The organism is Bradyrhizobium sp. 14AA (assembly GCF_054185205.1).
In genome coordinates, this window is record NZ_JAVAYM010000027.1 from 51,671 (window position 1) to 69,978 (window position 18,308).

Sequence of the window (18,308 nt, forward strand, 5' to 3'; positions counted from 1 at the left end):
CGATTTTTCGAGAGAGCAACATGATGCGCACTTTTCGAGGCGGCCTGCTGATCGGGCTCGCAGTTGCCGTGCTGGTCGGCGTCCTCGCCGTCATCTATGAATTCTACGACACCCGCACCCTGAAGCGCACTGTGCGCCGCGGCGAGGTGCTGTGCGGCGTCAACAAGGGCCTGCCGGGCTTCTCGATTCCCGACGACAAGGGCAACTGGACCGGCTTCGACGTCGATTTCTGCCGCGCGGTGGCGGCTGCGATCTTCAACGACCCGAGCAAGGCGAAGTTCGTCGCGCTCGACGCCAGCGAGCGCTTCAAGGAGCTGCAGAGCCGCAAGGTCGACATCCTCTCGCGCAACTCGACCTGGAGCATGGCACGCGAGCTCGACTACGACCTCTATTTCCCGGCGGTCGCCTATTACGACGGCGCAGGCTTCATGCTGCCGCGCGCGCGCAACAAGGAGACCTCGCTGGACCTGACCGGCAGCAAGGTCTGCGTGCAAACCGGGACCACGACTGCGCTCAACGTCGCCGATTACTTCCGTGCCAACAACATGAAGTATGAAGAGGTGAAGTTCGACAAGCTGGACGACGTCGTGAAAGCCTACGACACCGGCAAGTGCGATACACTCTCCGCCGACGTCTCCCAGCTCTATGCGCTCAGGCTGAACCTCGGCAAGCCCGGCGACCACATGATCCTGCCGGACATGATCTCCAAGGAGCCGCTCGCCCCCGTCGTGCGCCAGCGCGACGACGACTGGATGATGATCGTGAAGTGGACGCTCTATGCGATGATCAACGCGGAGGAGCTCGGCGTCTCCTCGGAGAACATCGACGAGGCCCTGAAATCGAAGAAGCCGGAAGTGATGCGCCTGGTCGGCACCGAGGGCAATTACGGCGAGCAGCTCGGCCTCACCAAGGACTGGGTCGTCCGCATCATCCGCACCGTCGGCAATTACGGCGAGATGTACGAGCGCAACATCGGCGAGAAGTCGAAGCTGAAGATCCCGCGCGGCATGAACCAGCTGTGGAACGCGGGCGGCGTGCAGTACGCACCGCCGATGCGGTAAGGCGGTCTCTCTCTGGTGTCGTCCCGGCGAAAGCCGGGACCCATAACCACCGAGAGGAGTTGTAGCGCAAGCTAGCAACTCCGAGTCTTCGCCAAACTACTCCCTGGGGTTACCGGTCCCGGCCCCCCGCGCGCAATTGCGCGGCTAGGCCGGGACGACACCCGTATTGAGGCGCCACTGTGCCTCTTGCGCCCCGCCTCAATACCCCCGCGCCCGCGCGAGCTGCTCGGTGTGGTAGTTGGCGTCGCCGAACAATTCCTCGCAGACCCGCGCGCGCTTCATGAAGAAGCCGATGTCGAACTGGTCGGTCATGCCCATGCCGCCGTGCATCTGCACGCCTTCCTGCACCGCGCGCGTGGCGGTGGTGCCGGCGCGGGCCTTTGCCACTGCGACGGCGGACGCGGCCTTGGCGACGTCGGCATCCAGCGCCTGGAGCGCCTTCATCGTGGCGGCGCGGGTGATCTCGATGTCGACATAGAGCTCGGCGGCGCGGTGCTGAAGCGCCTGGAATTCGCCGATCAGCTTGCCGAACTGCTTTCTGCTCTTGAGATACTCGACGGTGCGGCCAAACACCTCGTCGCTGAGGCCGACCATTTCGGCGGCCACCGCGCCGCGGCCGATGTCGAGCACGCCGTCGAGCAGAGCGGCACCCTGATCGACCTCGCCGAGCACGCTGTCGGCGGTGACCTCGACATTGGCGAATTCGATCCGCGCCGCATTATGCGCGTCGACCATGATGGTGCGCTCGACTGCAACGCCCTTGGTCGCAGGGTTCACGAGGAACAGCGTCAGTCCCTCGCGCTCGCCGGCGGAGCCCGCGGTCCGGGCAGCAACGATGAGAAGATCGGCGACGTGGCCGTCAACGACCAGCGCCTTGGCGCCGGAGAGCTTGAAACCGTTACCGGAGCGCACCGCCTGCAGATTCGTCTGGAGCGGGCGATGCTTTGCGCCTTCGTCGATCGCGAGCGTCGCAAGCAGCGAGCCGTTGGAGATTTTTGGCAGGTACTCCGCTTTCTGCGCAGCATTGCCGCCGCGGTTCAGCGCCGAGGCCGCAACCACCGAGGTGGCGAGGAAGGGCGACGGCATCAAGGTGCGGCCGATCTCCTCCATGAGGACACCGGCCTCGACATGGCCGAGACCGCTGCCGCCAAACTCTTCCGGCACCAGGAGGCCGGCAAAACCCATCTCGGCAAAGGAATGCCAGAACTCCTTGGAGAAGCCGGTGGGATCCTTGCTGTCGCGCAAGTGCCGCAGATGCGACACCGGCGCCTTGTCGCTGATCAGCCCGCGCGCGCTGTCGCGGAGCATCGATTGTTCTTCGGTGAGGACGAGGGCCATGTGATCAATCTCTAACGGCTGACGAAATGTGTGTTGTTGCTGTCATTCCGGGGCGCGTCGAAGACGCGAACTACGGTGCGCAATTGCGCACCTGAGAATCTCGAGGTTCCGGGTTCGCGCTTCGCGCGCCCCCGGAACGACGACGGAGTTATGCCCCCGGCAGATCCAGGATGCGCTTGGCGACGATTCCGAGCATCACTTCCGTCGTGCCGCCTTCGATCGAGTTGGCCTTGGTACGCAGCCAGGCGCGTGGGCGCGCGCCCTGCTTCGAGCGCTCGCTCTCCCATTCCAGCGCGTCGACACCGCCGGCCGACATCAGGATCTCGTAGCGGCGCTTGTTCAGCTCGGTGCCGTAATATTTCATCGCCGAGGAGAACGCCGGATGCGCCTGGCCCGCCTTGGCGAGATCGACCGCACGCTCGGCGCAGGCCGCAAGTGCGGCTTCGTCGACGTCGAACGACGCGATCTCGGCACGCAGCATGGAATCATCGAGCTTGCCTTCCGCGTCCGTGCCGACGGAATCAGCCGCGATCTGGCCGAGCGGCCGGCCGACGCCGCGCTCGCCCATGCCCGAGATCATCGCGCGCTCGTGCTGGAGCAGATATTTTGCGACATCCCAGCCGCGATTGATTGTGCCGACGACATGCGATTTCGGCACGCGGACGCCGTCGAAGAAGGTTTCGCAGAATGGCGAATAGCCCGAGATCAGCAGAATCGGCTTGGTGGTCACGCCCTTCGAGGCCATGTCGAACAGGATGAAGCTGATGCCGTCATGCTTCTTCGCGCTCGCGTCAGTACGCACCAGGCAGAAGATCCAGTCGGCGTAATTGGCGTAGGAGGTCCAGATCTTCGAACCCGTGATGAGAAAATCATCACCGTCGCTTTCGGCACGGGTCTGGAGCGAGGCGAGATCGGAGCCGGCGTTGGGCTCGGAATAGCCCTGGCACCAGCGGATCAGGCCGGCTGCAATCTTCGGCAGATGCTCCTGCTTCTGCGCCTCGTTGCCGTATTTGAGCAGCGCCGGTCCGAGCATCCAGATGCCGAAGCTCGACAGCGGCGGACGCGCGCCCATTTTTGCCATCTCGGCGCGCAGCACCTTGTGCTCGGCAGCGCTGAGGCCCCCGCCGCCATATTCCCTAGGCCAGTCCGGCACGGTCCAGCCCTTGTCGCGCATGCGTTCGAACCAGATGCGCTGCGGCTCGGAGGAGAATTTGGCGTTGCGCCCGCCCCAGAACACGTCGGTGTCCGACGTCGCGGGCTTGCGCATCTCCGGCGGACAGTTGGCTTCCAGCCAGGCGCGCGTCTCGGTGCGGAATTGTTCGAGTTCGGCGTTCTCAGATTCGCTCATGGTCGTTTCCATCAATCAAAATCGACTTGTTGGCGGCGACTCTGGGCCATCGCCCCGTGGAATTCAACCACTTCCGCGGGCCGCATTCGGCTATAGTCGCGGCGACGACGGTGCTTGAAAACAAAGAGGAAACGACAATGCGCCTGAAACTTCTTTCGCCTGGCGAAATGAGCGAGAGCCAGCGGCAGACCTATGACGAGTCGATCGCCGGCAAGCGCGGCAAGCCGCCGGCGCCGATGATGGCCTGGCTGAGCAGCCCCGAGATGGCCCGTCACGCCACGCGGCTCGGCGAGGTGCTGCGCTTCGACACGATCTTCCCCGCAAAGCTCTCGGAGATCGCGATCCTGGTGACGGCGCGGCACTGGACCGCGCATTACGAATGGTACGCGCATAAGCGGCTGGCACTGGCGGGCGGCATGAAGCCCGAGATTGTCGACGCGATCCGCGATCGCCGCACGCCCGACTTCGACGATCCCAAGGGCAAGATGATCTACGACGTCGCGAAGTCGCTGCATGAGGGCCACGGCGTCGAGAAGGGACTTTATGACGAGGCGGTGAAGGTGCTCGGCGAGCGCGGCGTGGTCGAAGTCATTGGCCTGTGCGGCTATTACACGATGGTGTCGATGACGCTGAACACGTTCGACTTCGGGCTGCCGGAGGGCGAGGTGTCGGAACTGGCGTAGTTTCCTATTGGGAAACGATGGGTTTCAGGATGGGCGGTAGCGCTGTGCTGATGCCCGCCTTATGTGCACGTCTTCAACGGAGCATTCCAATGTCGCAAAGCCCAGCCGTCGATGCCGGCACCCGGATCGGCCACGTTCACCTCAAGGTCGCCGATCTCGATCGCGCGCTCGGCTTCTATTGCGGCGTGCTCGGGTTCGAGCTGATGCAGCGCATGGGCTCGGGCGCGGCCTTCATCTCGGCCGGCGGCTATCATCACCACATCGGCCTCAACACCTGGGAAAGCAAAGGCGGTTCACCGCCGCCGCCGGGCACGACCGGGCTCTACCACACCGCGATCCTCTATCCGACGCGTCCCGCGCTGGCGGATGCGCTGCACCGCGTGCTCTCGGCCGGCATCGCGCTCGACGGCGCCAGCGACCATGGCGTCAGCGAAGCGCTTTACTTGCGCGATCCCGACCAGAACGGCGTCGAGCTCTATCGGGACAGGCCTAGGGAGCAATGGCCGTTCGGGCCGGACGGCAAGCTTGCAATGGTGACGAAGCGGCTGGATCTGGAGGCACTGCTGAAGGACCGGGAGGGGTAAGCTCCGCTCGCTCCCCTTCGTCATCGCAAGATGCCGTAGGGCGGGCAAAGCGTAGCGTGCCCACCGATTCCTGCGAACGGCGTGGATGGATGGTGGCACGGCGCTTCGCGCCTTTGCCCACCCTACGAGAGCTTTGCTTTGGGCTTCCCGCGCACCATGATCAGCGCGGCCGCCGCCACCTCCAGCGCGATGCAGAGATAGAACGGCAGCGCGTAGCCGCCGGAGAAATCGCGCAGGAAGCCGACGATTCCGGGGCCGAATGCGTAGGTCACCTGGTTGATCGCGGTGTTGAGGCTGATCAGCACGCCGAACGAGGCGGAATCGAATTCCTGCTGCACGATCAGTGATGGCAGCGTGATGAGGTTGCCGACCGAGAAGCCGAACACCGCGCAGGCCGCGATCAGCACGAAATCATTGTGCAGATTGATCACGACGCACAGCGCTATCGCCTGGCTCAGGAACGACAGTGCCGAGGCGAGCCTCTGGTTGAGGCGGTCGATCACCAGAGAGAACAGCACGCGGCCTACCACTGCCATCGCGGTCAGCACCGCAACAGCAAAGGCGGCGCGCTCGCGCCCGATCACGGGATCGAGGAACGAGATCAGGTGCACGATGAAGCCGACCTGGGCGAACAGCACCAAGGCGAATGCAATGGTCACTGTGAGGAAGCCAACGTCGCGCAGCGCCCATGCGCGGACCTCTGTCGACGATTGCGGCTTTGCCTTCGCCGCCGCATGCCAACCGTGATGCTCGGGCGGGCGGCCGACGACGAAGAGGATCACCGGCACGAGCAGCACCAGCATGGCGCCTGCGGCGGCGTACATCGCGCCCGCGAAGCCGACATGACCGATCAGGGTCACCAGCAACGGCACGCCGACGACGCCGCCAAAACTGGCGCCGTTGAGCGCGAGGCTGATCGCCATGCCGCGCTTCTGGTCGAACCACAGGCTGATCGTGTTGGTGATCATGGCAAGACTGGTGCCGGCCCAGCCGAAGGCGAGCACGGCGTTGGCGAGATAGAGCTGCCAGGGCTCGCGCACCGCGCCGATCGCGACCGCAGCGGCCGCCATCGCCAGCGTGCCCGCGATGAGACAAAGCCGTGGGCCATATTTTCTCACGGCCTCGCCGACGAAGACGACCAGCAGCGCGCCGAACAGATAGAAGAACGTGGTGCCCGAGGAGATCAGCGAGGCTGGCCAGCCCCGCGCGCGCTGGAGCTCGGCGACATAGACACTCTGGCCGTAGAAACCGAGGCCCCAGCCGAAGGTCGCAAGCAGGAAGCAGACCGCGACGATGCGCCAGCCTTCGTAGCGGAACGAGGATTCGTCGAGGGGAACCGTATGGCGGGGGCTATCGAGCATTCGCGCTTCTCCTTCGATCCCCCGCGAGCGCCAGGCTTCACGCTCGTCTGTCCATGACGAGCATCATGTAACAACGCGGCTTCCGAAAATCACTTCGACATGGATCGAAGTGTCGACGCTGCTGACAGCCTCCTGCCACCTTGTTTGAGCATGATCTTTTCGGAGAACCGCTGCGCACTTCTCCGGATCATGCTTTAAATCCCGTCCGGGAACTCGCCCAGGGCGGCTTCCAGCCGCGCCTTGCGGCGCCGGGCCCAGGAGACAAGCGAGAGCACGACGAGGCCGAGCACCACCGGCGGGAACACCACCATGTTCACCGCGGACCAGCCGTAATTGGCGAGCAGCTGGCCGGAGGAGAACGAGCCGATTGCCATCATGCCAAACACGAGGAAATCGTTGAAGGCCTGCACCTTGTTGCGCTCCTGCGGGCGATGCGTCTCCAGCACCAGCGCGGAGGCGCCGATGAAGGAGAAGTTCCAGCCCACTCCGAGCACGATCAGCGTCGCCCAGAAATGCATCGCGGTGAGGCCGGAAAGGCCGACGGTAGCGGCGCCCGCTTCCAGCAGCAGACCGGCGGCGACGATCTTCGGGGCGCCGAATCGGGCGATCAGCGCACCCGTGAAGAAGCTCGGCCCGTACATGGCGACGATGTGCCACTGAATGCCGAAATTGGAATCGGACACGGACAGGCCGCACATCTTCATGGCGAGCGGCGCCGAGGTCATCACCAGGTTCATCATGGGATAGGAGATCACGCCGCACAGCGCCGCCGCGACGAAGCGCGGCTGGGTCACGATCGTGAGCAGCGGCCGCCCGCCGTGCAGATCGGCCGGCGCCGGCTTCGGCATGTCGACGCCGGCGACGATGCCCATCGCCACCAGCGCGACGGCGGCCTGCACCAGGAAGCTGAAGGCGAACAGATAGGGCTGCCAGACGTCCATGGTCCATTGCACGAGCTGCGGACCGAGCACGCCGGCGAACACGCCGCCGGCCATCACCCAGGACACCGCTTTCGGCCGATAGGCGGCGCTGGCACCGTCGGCCGCCGCGAAGCGATAGGATTGCGCCACAGAGCCGTAGAGACCGCCGAGGAAGGTCGCGACACAGAACAGCGCGAAGGAAGCGTGCAGGATCGCGAACGAGCCGAGCAGACCGGTGAGCGTGCCCAAACCGGTGCCGATGACGAAGGCCATGCGGCGGCCGAAGCGGCGCGAGATCGCGCCGGTCGGCAGCGTGCCGGCGGCAAGCCCGACCACATACATCGAGATCGGCACGGTCGCGAACGACATGTCCGGCGCGAGCGTGGCGCCGACGATCGCGCCGGTGGCGAAGATCACCGCCGAATTGGCGCCGGTCAGCGCCTGCGCGGCCGCAAGGCGCACCACATTGGCGCGCACGCGAGCGTCATCGACGATCTCATTGGCGGCAGTCACATCAAGCATCGGCATTTCCGCCCGAACGGGCTCTGTTGATTCCCGGCACTATGGAGGGGCGCGGGAGGGCGGGCAACCGGCGCAAACGGGCGCAGGCCATGCCTCTGACGCAATCGGTGCGATGATAGCGGACGGCGGCCTTGACGGCTTGCGCTCGATCAAATCCTATCCGCCGCGATTTTTCGGAGTCTCCTTCATGACGCTCGACGACAGGCCCACGCTCAGCGCTCCCGACGACGATCCCTGGCTCTGGCTGGAGGAGATCGAAGGCAAGCAGGCGCTCGATTTCGTCGAGCGGCAGAACAGCCTGACGCTCCAGGCGTTCGGCGGGACGGCCTATGAGCGCGACCGCGACTTGCTCGCCGCGATCTACGACCGGCCGGACAACATCCCCTATGTCAGCCGGCGCGGCACCGACCTGCACAACCTCTGGAAGGACGCCACCAACCCGCGCGGTCTGTGGCGGCGGACGACGCTCGCGGAATTTCGAAAAGCCAATCCGGCGTGGGAGACCATGCTGGATATCGACCAGCTGGCGCGAAGCGAAGGCGAGGACTGGCTGCTGAGCCAGATCGTCACGATGCCCGGAAGCTCGCGCGCCATTCTGAGCCTGTCGCGCGGCGGCAGCGACGCCGTCACGTTGCGCGAATTCGACCTCGCGACGAAGAGTTTTGCGGCGGACGGCTTTACGCTGCCGGAAGCCAAGGGCGGCGCCGACTGGCTCGATGCCGACACGCTGCTGCTGTCGAGCGCGCTCGGCGAGAACATGGCAACGAGCTCCGGATATGCGCGGACCGTTCGCCTGTGGCGACGCGGCCAGCCTTTCAATGAGGCGCAGGTGATCATCGAGACCACCGCCGATCATATGATGATCTACGGCATGGCCGACGACACCGGATCGGCGCCTCGGGTCTGGATCGTCGATCAGATCGACTTCTTCAATCATGCGATCTGGCTCCGCGACGCGGCCGGCACGATGACGAAGCTCGATCTGCCGACCGGCATCTGGATGCAGGCGCATGGCGACTGGTTCGCGATGAAACTGCGCAAGGACTGGACGGTCCAGGGGCGGACCTACGCCACCGACACGGTGCTCGGCATGTCGCTCTCGGCGTTTCTGGCCGGCAGCCGCGATTTCGCGGTTCTGTTCGAGCCTGAGCCGCGACGCGCGCTGCAAGGTCTGTTCTGGGCGGCCGGCAAGCTCGTGCTGTCGATCCTCGACGAGTTGAAGCCGCAATTCGAGATCTGCACGCCCTCCGCTGCCGGCTGGAGCCGCGAGACGCTTCCCGGCCTGCCTGAGATCGGCGTCGTCGACATCTGGCCGCTCGACCGCCATCCGTCCGAGAGCAACGGCGATTTGCTCGCCAATGTGCAGGACCCGCTCACGCCGCCATCGCTGCTGCTGATGGAGCGCGGCGTCGCAAGCCCGATTGTGCTGAAGCAGGCGCCGAAGACGTTCACCGCGGACGGCCTCGTGGTGACGCAGCACGAGGCCATCTCGATCGACGGCGAGCGCATTCCCTATGTGCAGACCGGTCCAGCGAACGAGACCGGCGATGCGCCGGTTTACATGAGCGCCTATGGCGGCTTCGGACATTCCGTGAAGCCGTATTACAACGCCTCGCTCGGCAAGCTGTGGCTGGAGCGCGGCGGCACCACGGTGCAGGCGAATCTGCGCGGCGGCGGCGAATTCGGCACGCGCTGGCACGATACCGGTCGGCTCGCCGGCAAGAAGCTGTCGCATGACGATTTCGCGGCGGTCGCCGCCGATCTCGTGCGCCGCGGCGTGACGAGCGCAAAGCGCATCGCAGCCCAGGGCGGGTCGAACGGCGGCATCCTCATCACCAACATGCTGGTGCGATACCCTGAGCGATTCGGCGCGCTGTTCTGCACCATCCCGCTGATCGACATGCGCCGCTACACCAAGCTGCTCGCGGGCGCGAGCTGGATCGCGGAGTATGGCGACCCCGACAAGGTGGAGGAGTGGGAGTGGCTGAAGACCTACTCCGCCTATCACAACGTCAGGGACGGCCAGCCCTATCCGCCGATCCTGATCGCCACCACAAGGCGCGACGATCGCGTTCACCCCGGCCACGCCCGCAAGATGGCGGCGAAGCTCCAGGCGATGGGCTACGAGGCCTGGTTCTACGAGCCGGCAGCCGGCGGCCACGGCTACGGCAAGGATAACAAGGAGCGCGCCGGCTTCGAGGTGCTGGGCTATCGGTTCTTGAAGGAGAAGATCGGGTGGAGGGATGAAGGCTAGGCCCCCCATGGCCGGGCTTGACCCGGCCATCCACGCCTTGCCGCGCGAAGAACGTGGATGCCCGGGCCTTCGCCTCGCCGAAGCGGCTTCGGCCGCGCAGGCGGGACAAGCCCGGGCATGACGGCTTCCTAGCGCAAAAACACCAACATCAGATTGTTTGCGGGCATCTCGATGGTGTCGACGAGGCGAAGGCCTGCAGCCTTCGCGAGCGTCTCGACGTCGCTGATGTCACGGACGCCCCAATCGGGATTGCCTTCACGCAAGGACGTGTCGAACACCGCATTGCTCAGCGCGGTGTGCTTGCCGTCGCGCTTGAACGGGCCATAGAGGAACAGCTTGCCGTCGGCGCGCAGATAGCGGCCGGCGCCGGCGAACAGGCCCTCGGCCACGCTCCAGGGCGCGATGTGAATCACATTGGCGCAGAACACGGCGGCAAAGCTCGTCGGCGCCTGGCCGCTTTTCATCTCCGGACACCAGTCGGGATCCGTGAGGTCGATCCGCAGGGGCGAACGGATGTTCTTCAGGCCCGCGTGAACGCGCCAGGCCTCGATACTCTTGAGGTGGCGCTGGTTGAGGTCGCTCGGCCACCAGATCAGGTCGGGCGTATGGCGGGCGAAATGGACCACATGCTGCCCGGTTCCGCTGCCGAGCTCGACCACATTGCCGGCGCTGCCTGCCAGATGCTCCTCCAGCGCGGCCCAGATCGGCGCGTGGTTGCGATGGAATGCCGGCGCATCGAGCCGCCCGTCAGGCTCGACCCGTCCGCCGTCCCTGCCAAATTCGACGACATATTCAGCCAATTGAAGTCCCCTTGAAAAAACGAGAACGCGTTGAAAACAGGATGAGCGCGCAAACGCCCTGAAAACAGCCCGGCCCGCGCCCATTGCCCATACCCTTGGGGCCCGAATCCGCCGAACAAATAATCTCTTTAGTTGCAATGCGGAAGATATTAACTCCATTTTGCCGCGTGCATAGTCTTGATTGTCAGGCGATGCCCTTTGTGCTTTGGAACGCTTCTATTCCGCGAACGAGATCATCGACATAACGCTTCGGGACGACGCCTTGACCGCCTTTCCTTGCAAGCCCGCCCTGCTCATTGCACTGGCCCTTCTGGCCGGTGCGACCGTGCCCCCGGTGCGGGCCCAATCCGCCGTGGCCGAAGGCCAAAAGCTCGCCTTCGACCGTGGCAAGGGCAATTGCCTGACCTGCCACGTCATCAAGGGCGGCGACCTGCCGGGAACAATCGGCCCGGAGCTGAAAGACCTCAAGTCAAAATACCCTGATCGCAACGAGCTGGTCGCGATCATCTTCGACGAGACCAAGCGCAATCCGCAGACCATGATGCCGCCGTTCGGCCGGAACCGGATTTTGACCGAACAGGAGATCAGCGCGATCGTTGATTTCCTGCAAACCCTGTGACTTCAGGCACGCGCCAAGAGACTGTGCAGGAGACTTGAGATGACCACGACCACCGGCCCTCGTCCGACACGGCGCCTGATCCTTCAGGGCACGGCCTCCGTCGCGCTGCTCGGCCTCGGCAATCTGCCGTTCGGTGTCACTTCCGCGCTCGCGGCGGCCAACGACAAATATCCGGAAGAAGCCTTCAAGCAGAAGAACGAGGCCGACGCGATCAAGGCGCTCTACGGCAAGACCGCCGAGCCATCCGACAAAGTCAAGCTCGACGCACCCGAGATCGCCGAGAACGGCGGCGTGGTTCCGATCTCGGTGACGACGACGCTCGACAAGGTCACCTCGATCTCGTTCTTCGTCGCCGAGAACCCTTACGCGCTGGCGGCGAGCTACAAGATTCCCGACGGCACAATCCCCGGCATCGCCAACCGCCTGAAGATGGCAAAGACCACCAACGTGGTCGCGATCGTGGAAGCCGACGGCAAGCTCTACAGCGCGACCAAAGAGGTCAAGGTCACTGTCGGCGGCTGCGGCGGCTAAGGGCGAGGGAGAGACAGATGGCATCCAGCATTCGCGTACGCGCCACCGCCAACGGCGACATCACCGAGGTGCAGGCGCTGATCCAGCACCCCATGGACACCGGCCTGGTCAAGGATTCCAAGGGCGAGCTGATCGCCGCGCACTACATCCAGGAGCTGAAGTTCGAATGTAACGGCAAGGACGTCTTCGTCGCCAATTGGGGCACCGCGGTCTCCAAGGATCCCTACGTCAAGTTCAGCTTCAAGGGCGCCAAGAAAGGCGACGACCTCAAGATCTCCTGGACCGACAACAAGGGTGGCTCGGACACGACCACCGCGAAGATTTCGTGATGAAGGCCCGCTCCGCCCTCCTGCTTGGTTCGCTCAGCGCCGCGCTCGTCGCGTTCGCCCTCACCTCTCCGCGCGTGATCGCGGCCGACAAGGTCGATCCCGTTGCCGATGCGAAAGCGTTCCAGAACTTCTTCTTCCAGAAATTTCCGGACGTGAAGCACGAGGATTTCGTCAACGGCCCTTATTCGATGAACGCGGACATGAAGCGGCAATGGCAGGAGAAGGAAGAATTCCCGCCTTACGAGTTCGCGCTCGATGCCGGCAAGGAGATGTTCGCGACGCCGTTCAAGAATGGCAAGAGCTATGCCGACTGCTTCCCGAACGGCGGAATCGGCATTCGCCAGAACTATCCCTACTTCGACACGAAGGAAGGCAAGGTCGTCACCCTGGAGCTCGCGCTCAATCGCTGCCGCGAGACCAATGGCGAAGCGCCCTACTCCTACGTCAAGGACGAGATGGCCTCGCTGACCGCCTACATGGCCTACACATCGCGCGGCAAGCCGATGGACATCAAGATTCCCGATGATCCCCGTGCGCTCGAAGCATTCGAGAACGGCAAGCGCTATTTCTACACGCGCCGCGGCCAGATGAATTTCTCCTGCGCGAGCTGTCATGTGCAGAGCCCGGGCGAGCGCATCCGCGCCGAAATCCTGGCGCCCGCACTCGGCATCCTGAACGCGATGCCGATCTACCGCTCCGAATGGAGCGGCATGGGCACGACCAGCCGCCGTTTCGTGACCTGCAACAGCCAGACCCGCGCGGTTCCGCTGGAGCCGCAGGCGGATGAATATCGCGACGTCGAATATTTCCTCTCCTACGTCGCCAACGGCCTGCCGATTTCCGGCCCGGGAGCGCGACCATGAATCGGTCATTTACCTTGGCCATTCTGCTCAGCCTGAGCCTCGCGCCGGCAGCGCGCGCGGCAAACGAGGCGGACTACAAGGCGGCCTATGCCGCCGCCGAAGCCGCCTCCAAGGAGGCAGCCGGCATGCGCAACCAGTGGACCGTGACCGTATCCGCGCTGACGGCAGCCAGGAAGGCGGCCGATGGCGGTGATTTCGACCGCGCGGTTGCCGCGTCGAAGGAAGCCGAAGCGTTGGCCAAGGCGTCGATCTTCCAGGCGACATCGGAAAAAGAGGCCTGGAAGGCGATGGAAATCCGCTAGACTAGGCCTCGGTCAAACTGCCGATTGGCGCGGAGAATTCTGGATGGCGATCCGCCGCCGCGATTTCCTCAGGACTGCCGGCCTTGCCGCCGCATCGCTCGGCCTGCCGCGGCTTGCGCGCGGCACCGAGACCGCGAGCATTTACGACCTCGAGCGGTTCGGCAATGCGCGGATCCTGCACATCACCGACACGCATGCGCAGCTCAATCCGGTCTATTTCCGCGAGCCCAGCGTCAATATCGGCATCGGCGAGATGGCGGGACGGCCGCCGCATCTGGTCGGCCGCGCCTTTCTCGAACGGTTCGGCATCCGGCCCGACAGCGCCGATGCCTATGCTTTCACCTGCTTCGAGTTCGAGAAGTCCGCGGGCCGCTTCGGCAAGCTCGGCGGCTTCGCCCATCTGAAAACGCTGATCGACCGCTTGCGCGCCGACGTCGGCGAGGCGCGTTCGCTGCTGCTCGACGGCGGCGATCTCTGGCAGGGTACCGGGCTCTCCAACGCCATGCAGGGCCGCGACATGGTCGAAGTTGCCAATCTGCTCGGCATCGAGGCGATGACCGGGCATTGGGAATTCACCTATGGCGAGCAGGCGCTCCGCGATAATCTCGAGCGCTTCAAGGGTGAGTTTCTGGCGCAGAACGTCTTCCTGACCGAGGAAGCCGCGTTCAACGATGCCGCCGCCTTCGACAAGGCGAGCGGGCGCGTGTTCAAGCCGTCGATGATCAGGGAGCTCGGCGGTCATCGCGTCGCGATCGTCGGCCAGGCGTTTCCCTACGTGCCGATCGCGCATCCCAAGCGGTTCACGCCGGACTGGACCTTTGGCATCCGCGAGGAAGAGCTCCAGAAGCATGTCGATGCCTTGCGCGGGACCGACAAGGTCGATGCGGTCGTCCTGCTGTCGCATAACGGCATGGACGTCGACCTCAAGCTCGCAAGCCGCGTCAGTGGCATCGACGTCATCCTCGGCGGCCATACCCATGACGCGGTGCCGCAGCCGATTGCCGTGAAGAACGCGGGCGGCACGACGCTCGTCACCAATGCCGGCTCCAACGGAAAATTCCTGGGCGTGCTCGACCTCGCGCTCGACAAGGGCAAGGTCAGCGACGTCAAATACCATCTGCTGCCGGTCTATTCGGAGCTGCTGAAGCCTGAGCCTGCCATGGCCGAGCTGATCGGCCGGCTGCGCGCGCCGCATGTGACCGACTGGTCGGAGAAGATCGCAACGCCGGACCGTCTGCTCTACCGCCGCGGCAATTTCTCCGGGCCCGTGGACGAGCTGATCTGCGCCTCGCTCCGCACCGAGCTCGACGCCGAAATCGCGCTGTCGCCGGGCTTCCGCTGGGGCGTCACCACGCTGTCCGGCCAGGCCCTGACCATGGAGGACGTGCTCGCAGAAACAGCGATCACCTATCCCGAGACCTATGTGCAGGAGATGACCGGCGCAGAGATCAAGGCCGTGCTGGAAGACATCTGCGACAACCTCTTCAACGCCGACCCCTATTACCAGCAGGGCGGCGACATGGTGCGCGCCGGCGGGCTCAATTACACCTGCACGCCGACGGCGGCGATCGGCAGCCGCATCTCCGAGCTGAAGCTCAATGGCGGCAAGGCGATCAGCGCTGGCCACCGCTACAAGGTGGCGGGCTGGGCCTCGGTCAACGGCCAGCAGGGGGCGCCCGTCTGGGACGTGGTGGCCAAATATCTGCGCTCTGGCCGGATGTTTCAGGAGCGGCTCGGCTCCGGCGTGACGCTGAAGGGCGTCGAGGACAATCCGGGCATCGCGGGACAGGGATGATGCGGTCGCAGATCCGTCGCGCGCTGCTGCTGGCGCTGCTCGTCTCGGCCGCGCTGCCGCCGGCTTTCGCGCAGCAGGTGCCGCTCCAGGACAAGCCGTTCGCCGAACACAGGATCGTGCTCCAGCTCTCCGACGGCGATGCGAGGAAGCAGGCGCTGGTGCTCAGCGTCGCCAACAATTTGTTGAAGGCCTACGACCCCGACAAGGTCGCGATCGAGGTGGTGGCCTTCGGCCCGGGCATCGATTTGCTGCTTGCTGGTAGCGAGCGCCGCAAGCAGGTCGAGAGCCTGATCGCGCAGGGCGTGCGCTTCGACATCTGCCTCAACACGGTCGATACGATCGAGCGGGAGACGGGCAAGCGGCCGGAGTTCATCCCGGCTGCGACACCGGTGCAGGTCGGCGTCGGGCAGATCCTGTTTCTGGCGGAGAATGGCTACACGGTGGTGAGGCCGTAGGGGGGCGTTGTCCCGCCGAACACTCCCTGTCGTCCCTGTCTAAAGCGCGACGAGATTGGGATGAATCGTCACCGCGCTCTAGGCTCTTGTTTGAGCATGATCTTTCGGAAAACCGCTGCGCACTTCTCCGGATCATGCTTTGCGAGGTATCCACGTTTGGCTCACACGACATAACGCCGGTAGAGCACGACGATTACAGCGAGCACCGTCCCGGCATAAATGACCCGCGCAGCGTGATCCAAAACAATAGCAGCGCGCTTTCGGCCCGCGTCTCGAAGTTTTTCATGTTTGTAACCCGCCAATATCGTCATCAGGCATAGTATGAAGAAAATGTAGAACATCTCTTCGACTACCACCGTGTATCCGACATCGCCGACCTGACTGGCGACCGTCACGAGCAGCACCGCGCTCGCCAGGATCGAGGTCACTGGAATCGTCACGCGTTCACGAAACATGGTTTCGGGAAAGAACAGGGTAGCGAACACGACGAGCACGAGCAGAAACAGCGGCAGCAGGTTCTTCAGCATGTAGATGGCGGAGCTGCGGCGCAGCATGATGGTCGCATCGAAGCCTGCGAATTCCGTCATTGCCTCGGCACCAAACAAAGACGCCTTTCCGAGCGTCGATCCGCTGGACTGAGATTCGACGAAATAGTTCAGTCCGAGAAATCGCCAGAGCTGAAGTCCGGAATAGGCCCCGTCCTCGACCCGCGAGCTTCCATCGTCGGCGAGGCGCAAGCCGAACCGATCGATGACATAGGTGATGAGCTCCCGCCGCTGCTCCGTGTTCTGGAAACGTAGGCGCAATTCCTGCGTGTCGAACGGATAATCATGAAGATCGAAACGGGCTTTGAAATCGCCGTTGATTCGATAGAGCCGATAGTTCAGGCCGTCTTCCTGTCCAACCTGAATCGGTCGAGCTGGATCGAACGCCCCGCGATCCAGCAAGGCCGGGAATTCGACGTGCGTCTGCGCCTCATCGTCGCCGGCGAACCGCATCCAGAGATAGAAGTCGACGTTGAACGAATTCTGTCTCACGTCGATCCGGCTGACGCGAATGATGTCGATGCCGGTATAAACGACGCGCTGTATCCAGTAGTGTCGGTCGCCGAACGTGACGACATGGCCCTTCTCTCGTTCCGCGGCGAGATCGATTCCTTTGGGCTGATCGATGCGCACGAGTTGCAGCGGCGCAGTGACGAACAAACCGTAACGGAAGAAACCCAGTCGAATCGGGCGCGGAATGTCGCGGTTCGCGTTGAAATAGAGCCGCCCAGTCAGCCCGACGACCGCCGATTTCGGATCGCCGATCGCGGCGAGCGCGACGCGCACACGGTCGCGATCTGCAACCTTGCTGTCGGATCGTTTCTGAATCCCCTGCCCCATAAACCGGGGATGTACGGCAGCTCGTTTTAGAGCATCGATCATCAGGCGCGCAGCGTCATACGAGCCGCCGGCAACCCAGCTTGGCAAGGTTCCCGCTTTCGCTTTGTAGTCGGCGGCAAAGACCTGCGCTGCCACGCCGGCACTGTCGAACATCAGCGAGGAAGCAGCATACAGATTCTCGCTGAAGAAACCCGGCTGCGCTTTTTCCTCGGGCTCATTGGCGAAATTTTGCAAATAGCTTTCGCGGGCCGCGGCTTGGGATGCAATGATTATTCCCTTGATGCCGCGGCGGCGGAGCGCCTTGACGATGTCTGCGCTAAAATCGGTTGCCGCGCCGACGACAATAACACCGGGCCCGGGCTCCTGCGCGGCAGCGTCCAGCGCCTCATCCGTCGATCCGATCTGACCGGCTGCGACGTCCAGTCCGAACACACGCAACTGCTCCGCCGGATAGGCCGTCGCAAATCCACGCTCAAAACTCTTGCCGTAGGAATCGCGCGTGTGAACGAGACGGACTTTTGGCTCCCTCATCACGGCGCGCAGATGTTCCGCGATCGAGCGCGCCTGCACGGAGACCAGCGACAGCGCACGAAAATAATATTCACTGTTGTTAGTCAGATCGTCGGCCGCCGAGCTTCCCGTGAGTGCCGGTATCCGCGCATCCTTATATATCGGCGCCGCCGCGAGCGACGCGGAGCTGAGATAATGTCCGAGCACAGCGACGCACGGGCTGTCGGCAATCGCCTGCGCATTCGCGCGCGCCACAGCTGGATTGCTTGCGTCGTCGAACAGAACGAGCTCAATCAGCCGTCCGTTGACACCCCCCTTGGCGTTCACCTCGTCGATTGCAAGCTGCGTCGCGACCAGGCTTTCCGCCCCGACCGGGGCGGACGGGCCAGAGAGCGAATTGGCGAATGCGATGCGAATAGGCTCTGGGCGCGTCCAGAGGATGGCGGCCCAGGCGACAGCAAGCACCAGGACCACGCCCGCAACAACGGCAAGCCACACTATCGGCCGCTGCTTCATCGTCGATCCTCGCATCGGTCGGCATAAGCCGAGATTCGTCAGATCGAAGCCTCAATCAGGCCGAGATTGCCGCCGCTGACAGCGTTTTTCAAGCCCGCCCCATCGCCACCGGCAGAATCAAGACCACTCAAG

At 63.9% G+C, this 18,308-nt stretch carries 17 protein-coding genes; 11 read left to right on the forward strand and 6 right to left on the reverse strand.

Annotated elements, in window-relative coordinates; genetic code table 11:
* The first annotated feature begins 23 nt into the window (after positions 1 to 23).
* On the forward strand, positions 24 to 1,061 hold the full coding sequence (locus RAD15_RS35710) for an amino acid ABC transporter substrate-binding protein (RefSeq protein WP_458183491.1): 1,038 nt from the start codon (positions 24 to 26) through the stop codon (positions 1,059 to 1,061).
* Between the two features lie 198 nt (positions 1,062 to 1,259).
* Here RAD15_RS35710 and RAD15_RS35715 read toward each other — a convergent pair whose 3' ends face one another.
* The gene (locus tag RAD15_RS35715) at positions 1,260 to 2,399 is read right to left on the reverse strand and encodes an acyl-CoA dehydrogenase family protein (protein WP_458183405.1); all 1,140 of its coding nucleotides are present in this window, start codon (positions 2,397 to 2,399) and stop codon (positions 1,260 to 1,262) included.
* Between the two features lie 148 nt (positions 2,400 to 2,547).
* A complete protein-coding gene (locus tag RAD15_RS35720; protein WP_458183406.1) occupies positions 2,548 to 3,747 on the reverse strand; it encodes an acyl-CoA dehydrogenase family protein in 1,200 nt (399 codons plus the stop codon).
* Positions 3,748 to 3,884: 137 nt separating this feature from the next.
* Here RAD15_RS35720 and RAD15_RS35725 point away from each other — a divergent pair, with 137 nt between their 5' ends.
* The gene (locus RAD15_RS35725; protein ID WP_458183407.1) at positions 3,885 to 4,430 is read left to right on the forward strand and encodes a carboxymuconolactone decarboxylase family protein; all 546 of its coding nucleotides are present in this window, start codon (positions 3,885 to 3,887) and stop codon (positions 4,428 to 4,430) included.
* Between the two features lie 89 nt (positions 4,431 to 4,519).
* On the forward strand, positions 4,520 to 5,014 hold the full coding sequence (locus RAD15_RS35730; protein ID WP_458183408.1) for a VOC family protein: 495 nt from the start codon (positions 4,520 to 4,522) through the stop codon (positions 5,012 to 5,014).
* 122 nt (positions 5,015 to 5,136) lie between these two features.
* On the opposite strand, the gene RAD15_RS35735 is transcribed toward RAD15_RS35730, so the two are convergent.
* The gene (locus RAD15_RS35735) at positions 5,137 to 6,375 is read right to left on the reverse strand and encodes an MFS transporter (protein WP_458183409.1); all 1,239 of its coding nucleotides are present in this window, start codon (positions 6,373 to 6,375) and stop codon (positions 5,137 to 5,139) included.
* Positions 6,376 to 6,569: 194 nt separating this feature from the next.
* Positions 6,570 to 7,817, reverse strand: coding sequence for an MFS transporter (locus tag RAD15_RS35740; RefSeq protein WP_458183411.1), 1,248 nt, complete (start codon positions 7,815 to 7,817; stop codon positions 6,570 to 6,572).
* Between the two features lie 187 nt (positions 7,818 to 8,004).
* Between RAD15_RS35740 and RAD15_RS35745 the strand changes: the two genes are divergently transcribed.
* Positions 8,005 to 10,071, forward strand: coding sequence for a prolyl oligopeptidase family serine peptidase (locus RAD15_RS35745; RefSeq protein WP_458183412.1), 2,067 nt, complete (start codon positions 8,005 to 8,007; stop codon positions 10,069 to 10,071).
* Positions 10,072 to 10,199: 128 nt separating this feature from the next.
* Here RAD15_RS35745 and RAD15_RS35750 read toward each other — a convergent pair whose 3' ends face one another.
* Positions 10,200 to 10,871 carry a DUF938 domain-containing protein gene (locus tag RAD15_RS35750; protein ID WP_458183413.1) on the reverse strand — a complete coding sequence of 224 codons (672 nt, stop codon included), beginning with the start codon at positions 10,869 to 10,871 and terminating at the stop codon, positions 10,200 to 10,202.
* A gap of 262 nt (positions 10,872 to 11,133) precedes the next feature.
* On the opposite strand from RAD15_RS35750, the gene soxX reads away from it, so the two are divergent.
* From soxX to RAD15_RS35785, 7 genes are read left to right on the forward strand one after another with little or no spacing between them, the layout of a single operon-like run.
* Positions 11,134 to 11,490 carry a sulfur oxidation c-type cytochrome SoxX gene (gene soxX / locus RAD15_RS35755; protein WP_458183414.1) on the forward strand — a complete coding sequence of 119 codons (357 nt, stop codon included), beginning with the start codon at positions 11,134 to 11,136 and terminating at the stop codon, positions 11,488 to 11,490.
* Between the two features lie 39 nt (positions 11,491 to 11,529).
* Positions 11,530 to 12,021: a thiosulfate oxidation carrier protein SoxY gene (soxY, locus tag RAD15_RS35760; RefSeq protein ID WP_458183415.1), complete on the forward strand. Its 492-nt coding sequence runs from the start codon at positions 11,530 to 11,532 to the stop codon at positions 12,019 to 12,021.
* 17 nt (positions 12,022 to 12,038) lie between these two features.
* Positions 12,039 to 12,350, forward strand: coding sequence for a thiosulfate oxidation carrier complex protein SoxZ (gene soxZ, locus RAD15_RS35765; RefSeq protein WP_458183416.1), 312 nt, complete (start codon positions 12,039 to 12,041; stop codon positions 12,348 to 12,350).
* Entirely contained in the window at positions 12,350 to 13,213 is an 864-nt protein-coding gene (gene soxA / locus RAD15_RS35770) for a sulfur oxidation c-type cytochrome SoxA (protein WP_458183417.1), read from the forward strand. Before soxZ ends, soxA begins: the two co-directional genes overlap by 1 nt.
* Complete coding sequence (locus RAD15_RS35775; RefSeq protein ID WP_458183418.1) at positions 13,210 to 13,515, forward strand: hypothetical protein; 306 nt, start codon at positions 13,210 to 13,212, stop codon at positions 13,513 to 13,515. The genes soxA and RAD15_RS35775 overlap by 4 nt, the downstream gene beginning before the upstream one ends.
* 43 nt (positions 13,516 to 13,558) lie before the next feature.
* Positions 13,559 to 15,310 carry a thiosulfohydrolase SoxB gene (gene soxB / locus RAD15_RS35780; protein ID WP_458183419.1) on the forward strand — a complete coding sequence of 584 codons (1,752 nt, stop codon included), beginning with the start codon at positions 13,559 to 13,561 and terminating at the stop codon, positions 15,308 to 15,310.
* Complete coding sequence (locus RAD15_RS35785) at positions 15,307 to 15,765, forward strand: DsrE family protein (protein WP_458183420.1); 459 nt, start codon at positions 15,307 to 15,309, stop codon at positions 15,763 to 15,765. Before soxB ends, RAD15_RS35785 begins: the two co-directional genes overlap by 4 nt.
* A 161-nt stretch (positions 15,766 to 15,926) precedes the next feature.
* Here RAD15_RS35785 and RAD15_RS35790 read toward each other — a convergent pair whose 3' ends face one another.
* Positions 15,927 to 18,176 (reverse strand): ABC transporter substrate-binding protein, encoded by a 2,250-nt coding sequence (locus RAD15_RS35790; RefSeq protein ID WP_458183421.1) that lies wholly within the window; start codon positions 18,174 to 18,176, stop codon positions 15,927 to 15,929.
* Positions 18,177 to 18,308: the final 132 nt, after the last annotated feature.

Bases quoted from the DNA above. Each gene is read 5' to 3' on its own strand.
- RAD15_RS35790 (WP_458183421.1), bottom strand. From the start codon at position 18,176: ATGAAGCAGCGGCCGATAGTGTGGCTTGCCGTTGTTGCGGGCGTGGTC.
- soxA (WP_458183417.1), top strand. From the start codon at position 12,350: ATGAAGGCCCGCTCCGCCCTCCTGCTTGGTTCGCTCAGCGCCGCGCTC.
- soxB (WP_458183419.1), top strand. From the start codon at position 13,559: ATGGCGATCCGCCGCCGCGATTTCCTCAGGACTGCCGGCCTTGCCGCC.
- RAD15_RS35740 (WP_458183411.1), bottom strand. From the start codon at position 7,817: ATGCTTGATGTGACTGCCGCCAATGAGATCGTCGATGACGCTCGCGTG.
- RAD15_RS35730 (WP_458183408.1), top strand. From the start codon at position 4,520: ATGTCGCAAAGCCCAGCCGTCGATGCCGGCACCCGGATCGGCCACGTT.
- RAD15_RS35735 (WP_458183409.1), bottom strand. From the start codon at position 6,375: ATGCTCGATAGCCCCCGCCATACGGTTCCCCTCGACGAATCCTCGTTC.
- soxY (WP_458183415.1), top strand. From the start codon at position 11,530: ATGACCACGACCACCGGCCCTCGTCCGACACGGCGCCTGATCCTTCAG.
- RAD15_RS35720 (WP_458183406.1), bottom strand. From the start codon at position 3,747: ATGAGCGAATCTGAGAACGCCGAACTCGAACAATTCCGCACCGAGACG.
- RAD15_RS35725 (WP_458183407.1), top strand. From the start codon at position 3,885: ATGCGCCTGAAACTTCTTTCGCCTGGCGAAATGAGCGAGAGCCAGCGG.
- soxZ (WP_458183416.1), top strand. From the start codon at position 12,039: ATGGCATCCAGCATTCGCGTACGCGCCACCGCCAACGGCGACATCACC.
- RAD15_RS35745 (WP_458183412.1), top strand. From the start codon at position 8,005: ATGACGCTCGACGACAGGCCCACGCTCAGCGCTCCCGACGACGATCCC.
- RAD15_RS35715 (WP_458183405.1), bottom strand. From the start codon at position 2,399: ATGGCCCTCGTCCTCACCGAAGAACAATCGATGCTCCGCGACAGCGCG.
- RAD15_RS35775 (WP_458183418.1), top strand. From the start codon at position 13,210: ATGAATCGGTCATTTACCTTGGCCATTCTGCTCAGCCTGAGCCTCGCG.
- RAD15_RS35710 (WP_458183491.1), top strand. From the start codon at position 24: ATGCGCACTTTTCGAGGCGGCCTGCTGATCGGGCTCGCAGTTGCCGTG.
- RAD15_RS35785 (WP_458183420.1), top strand. From the start codon at position 15,307: ATGATGCGGTCGCAGATCCGTCGCGCGCTGCTGCTGGCGCTGCTCGTC.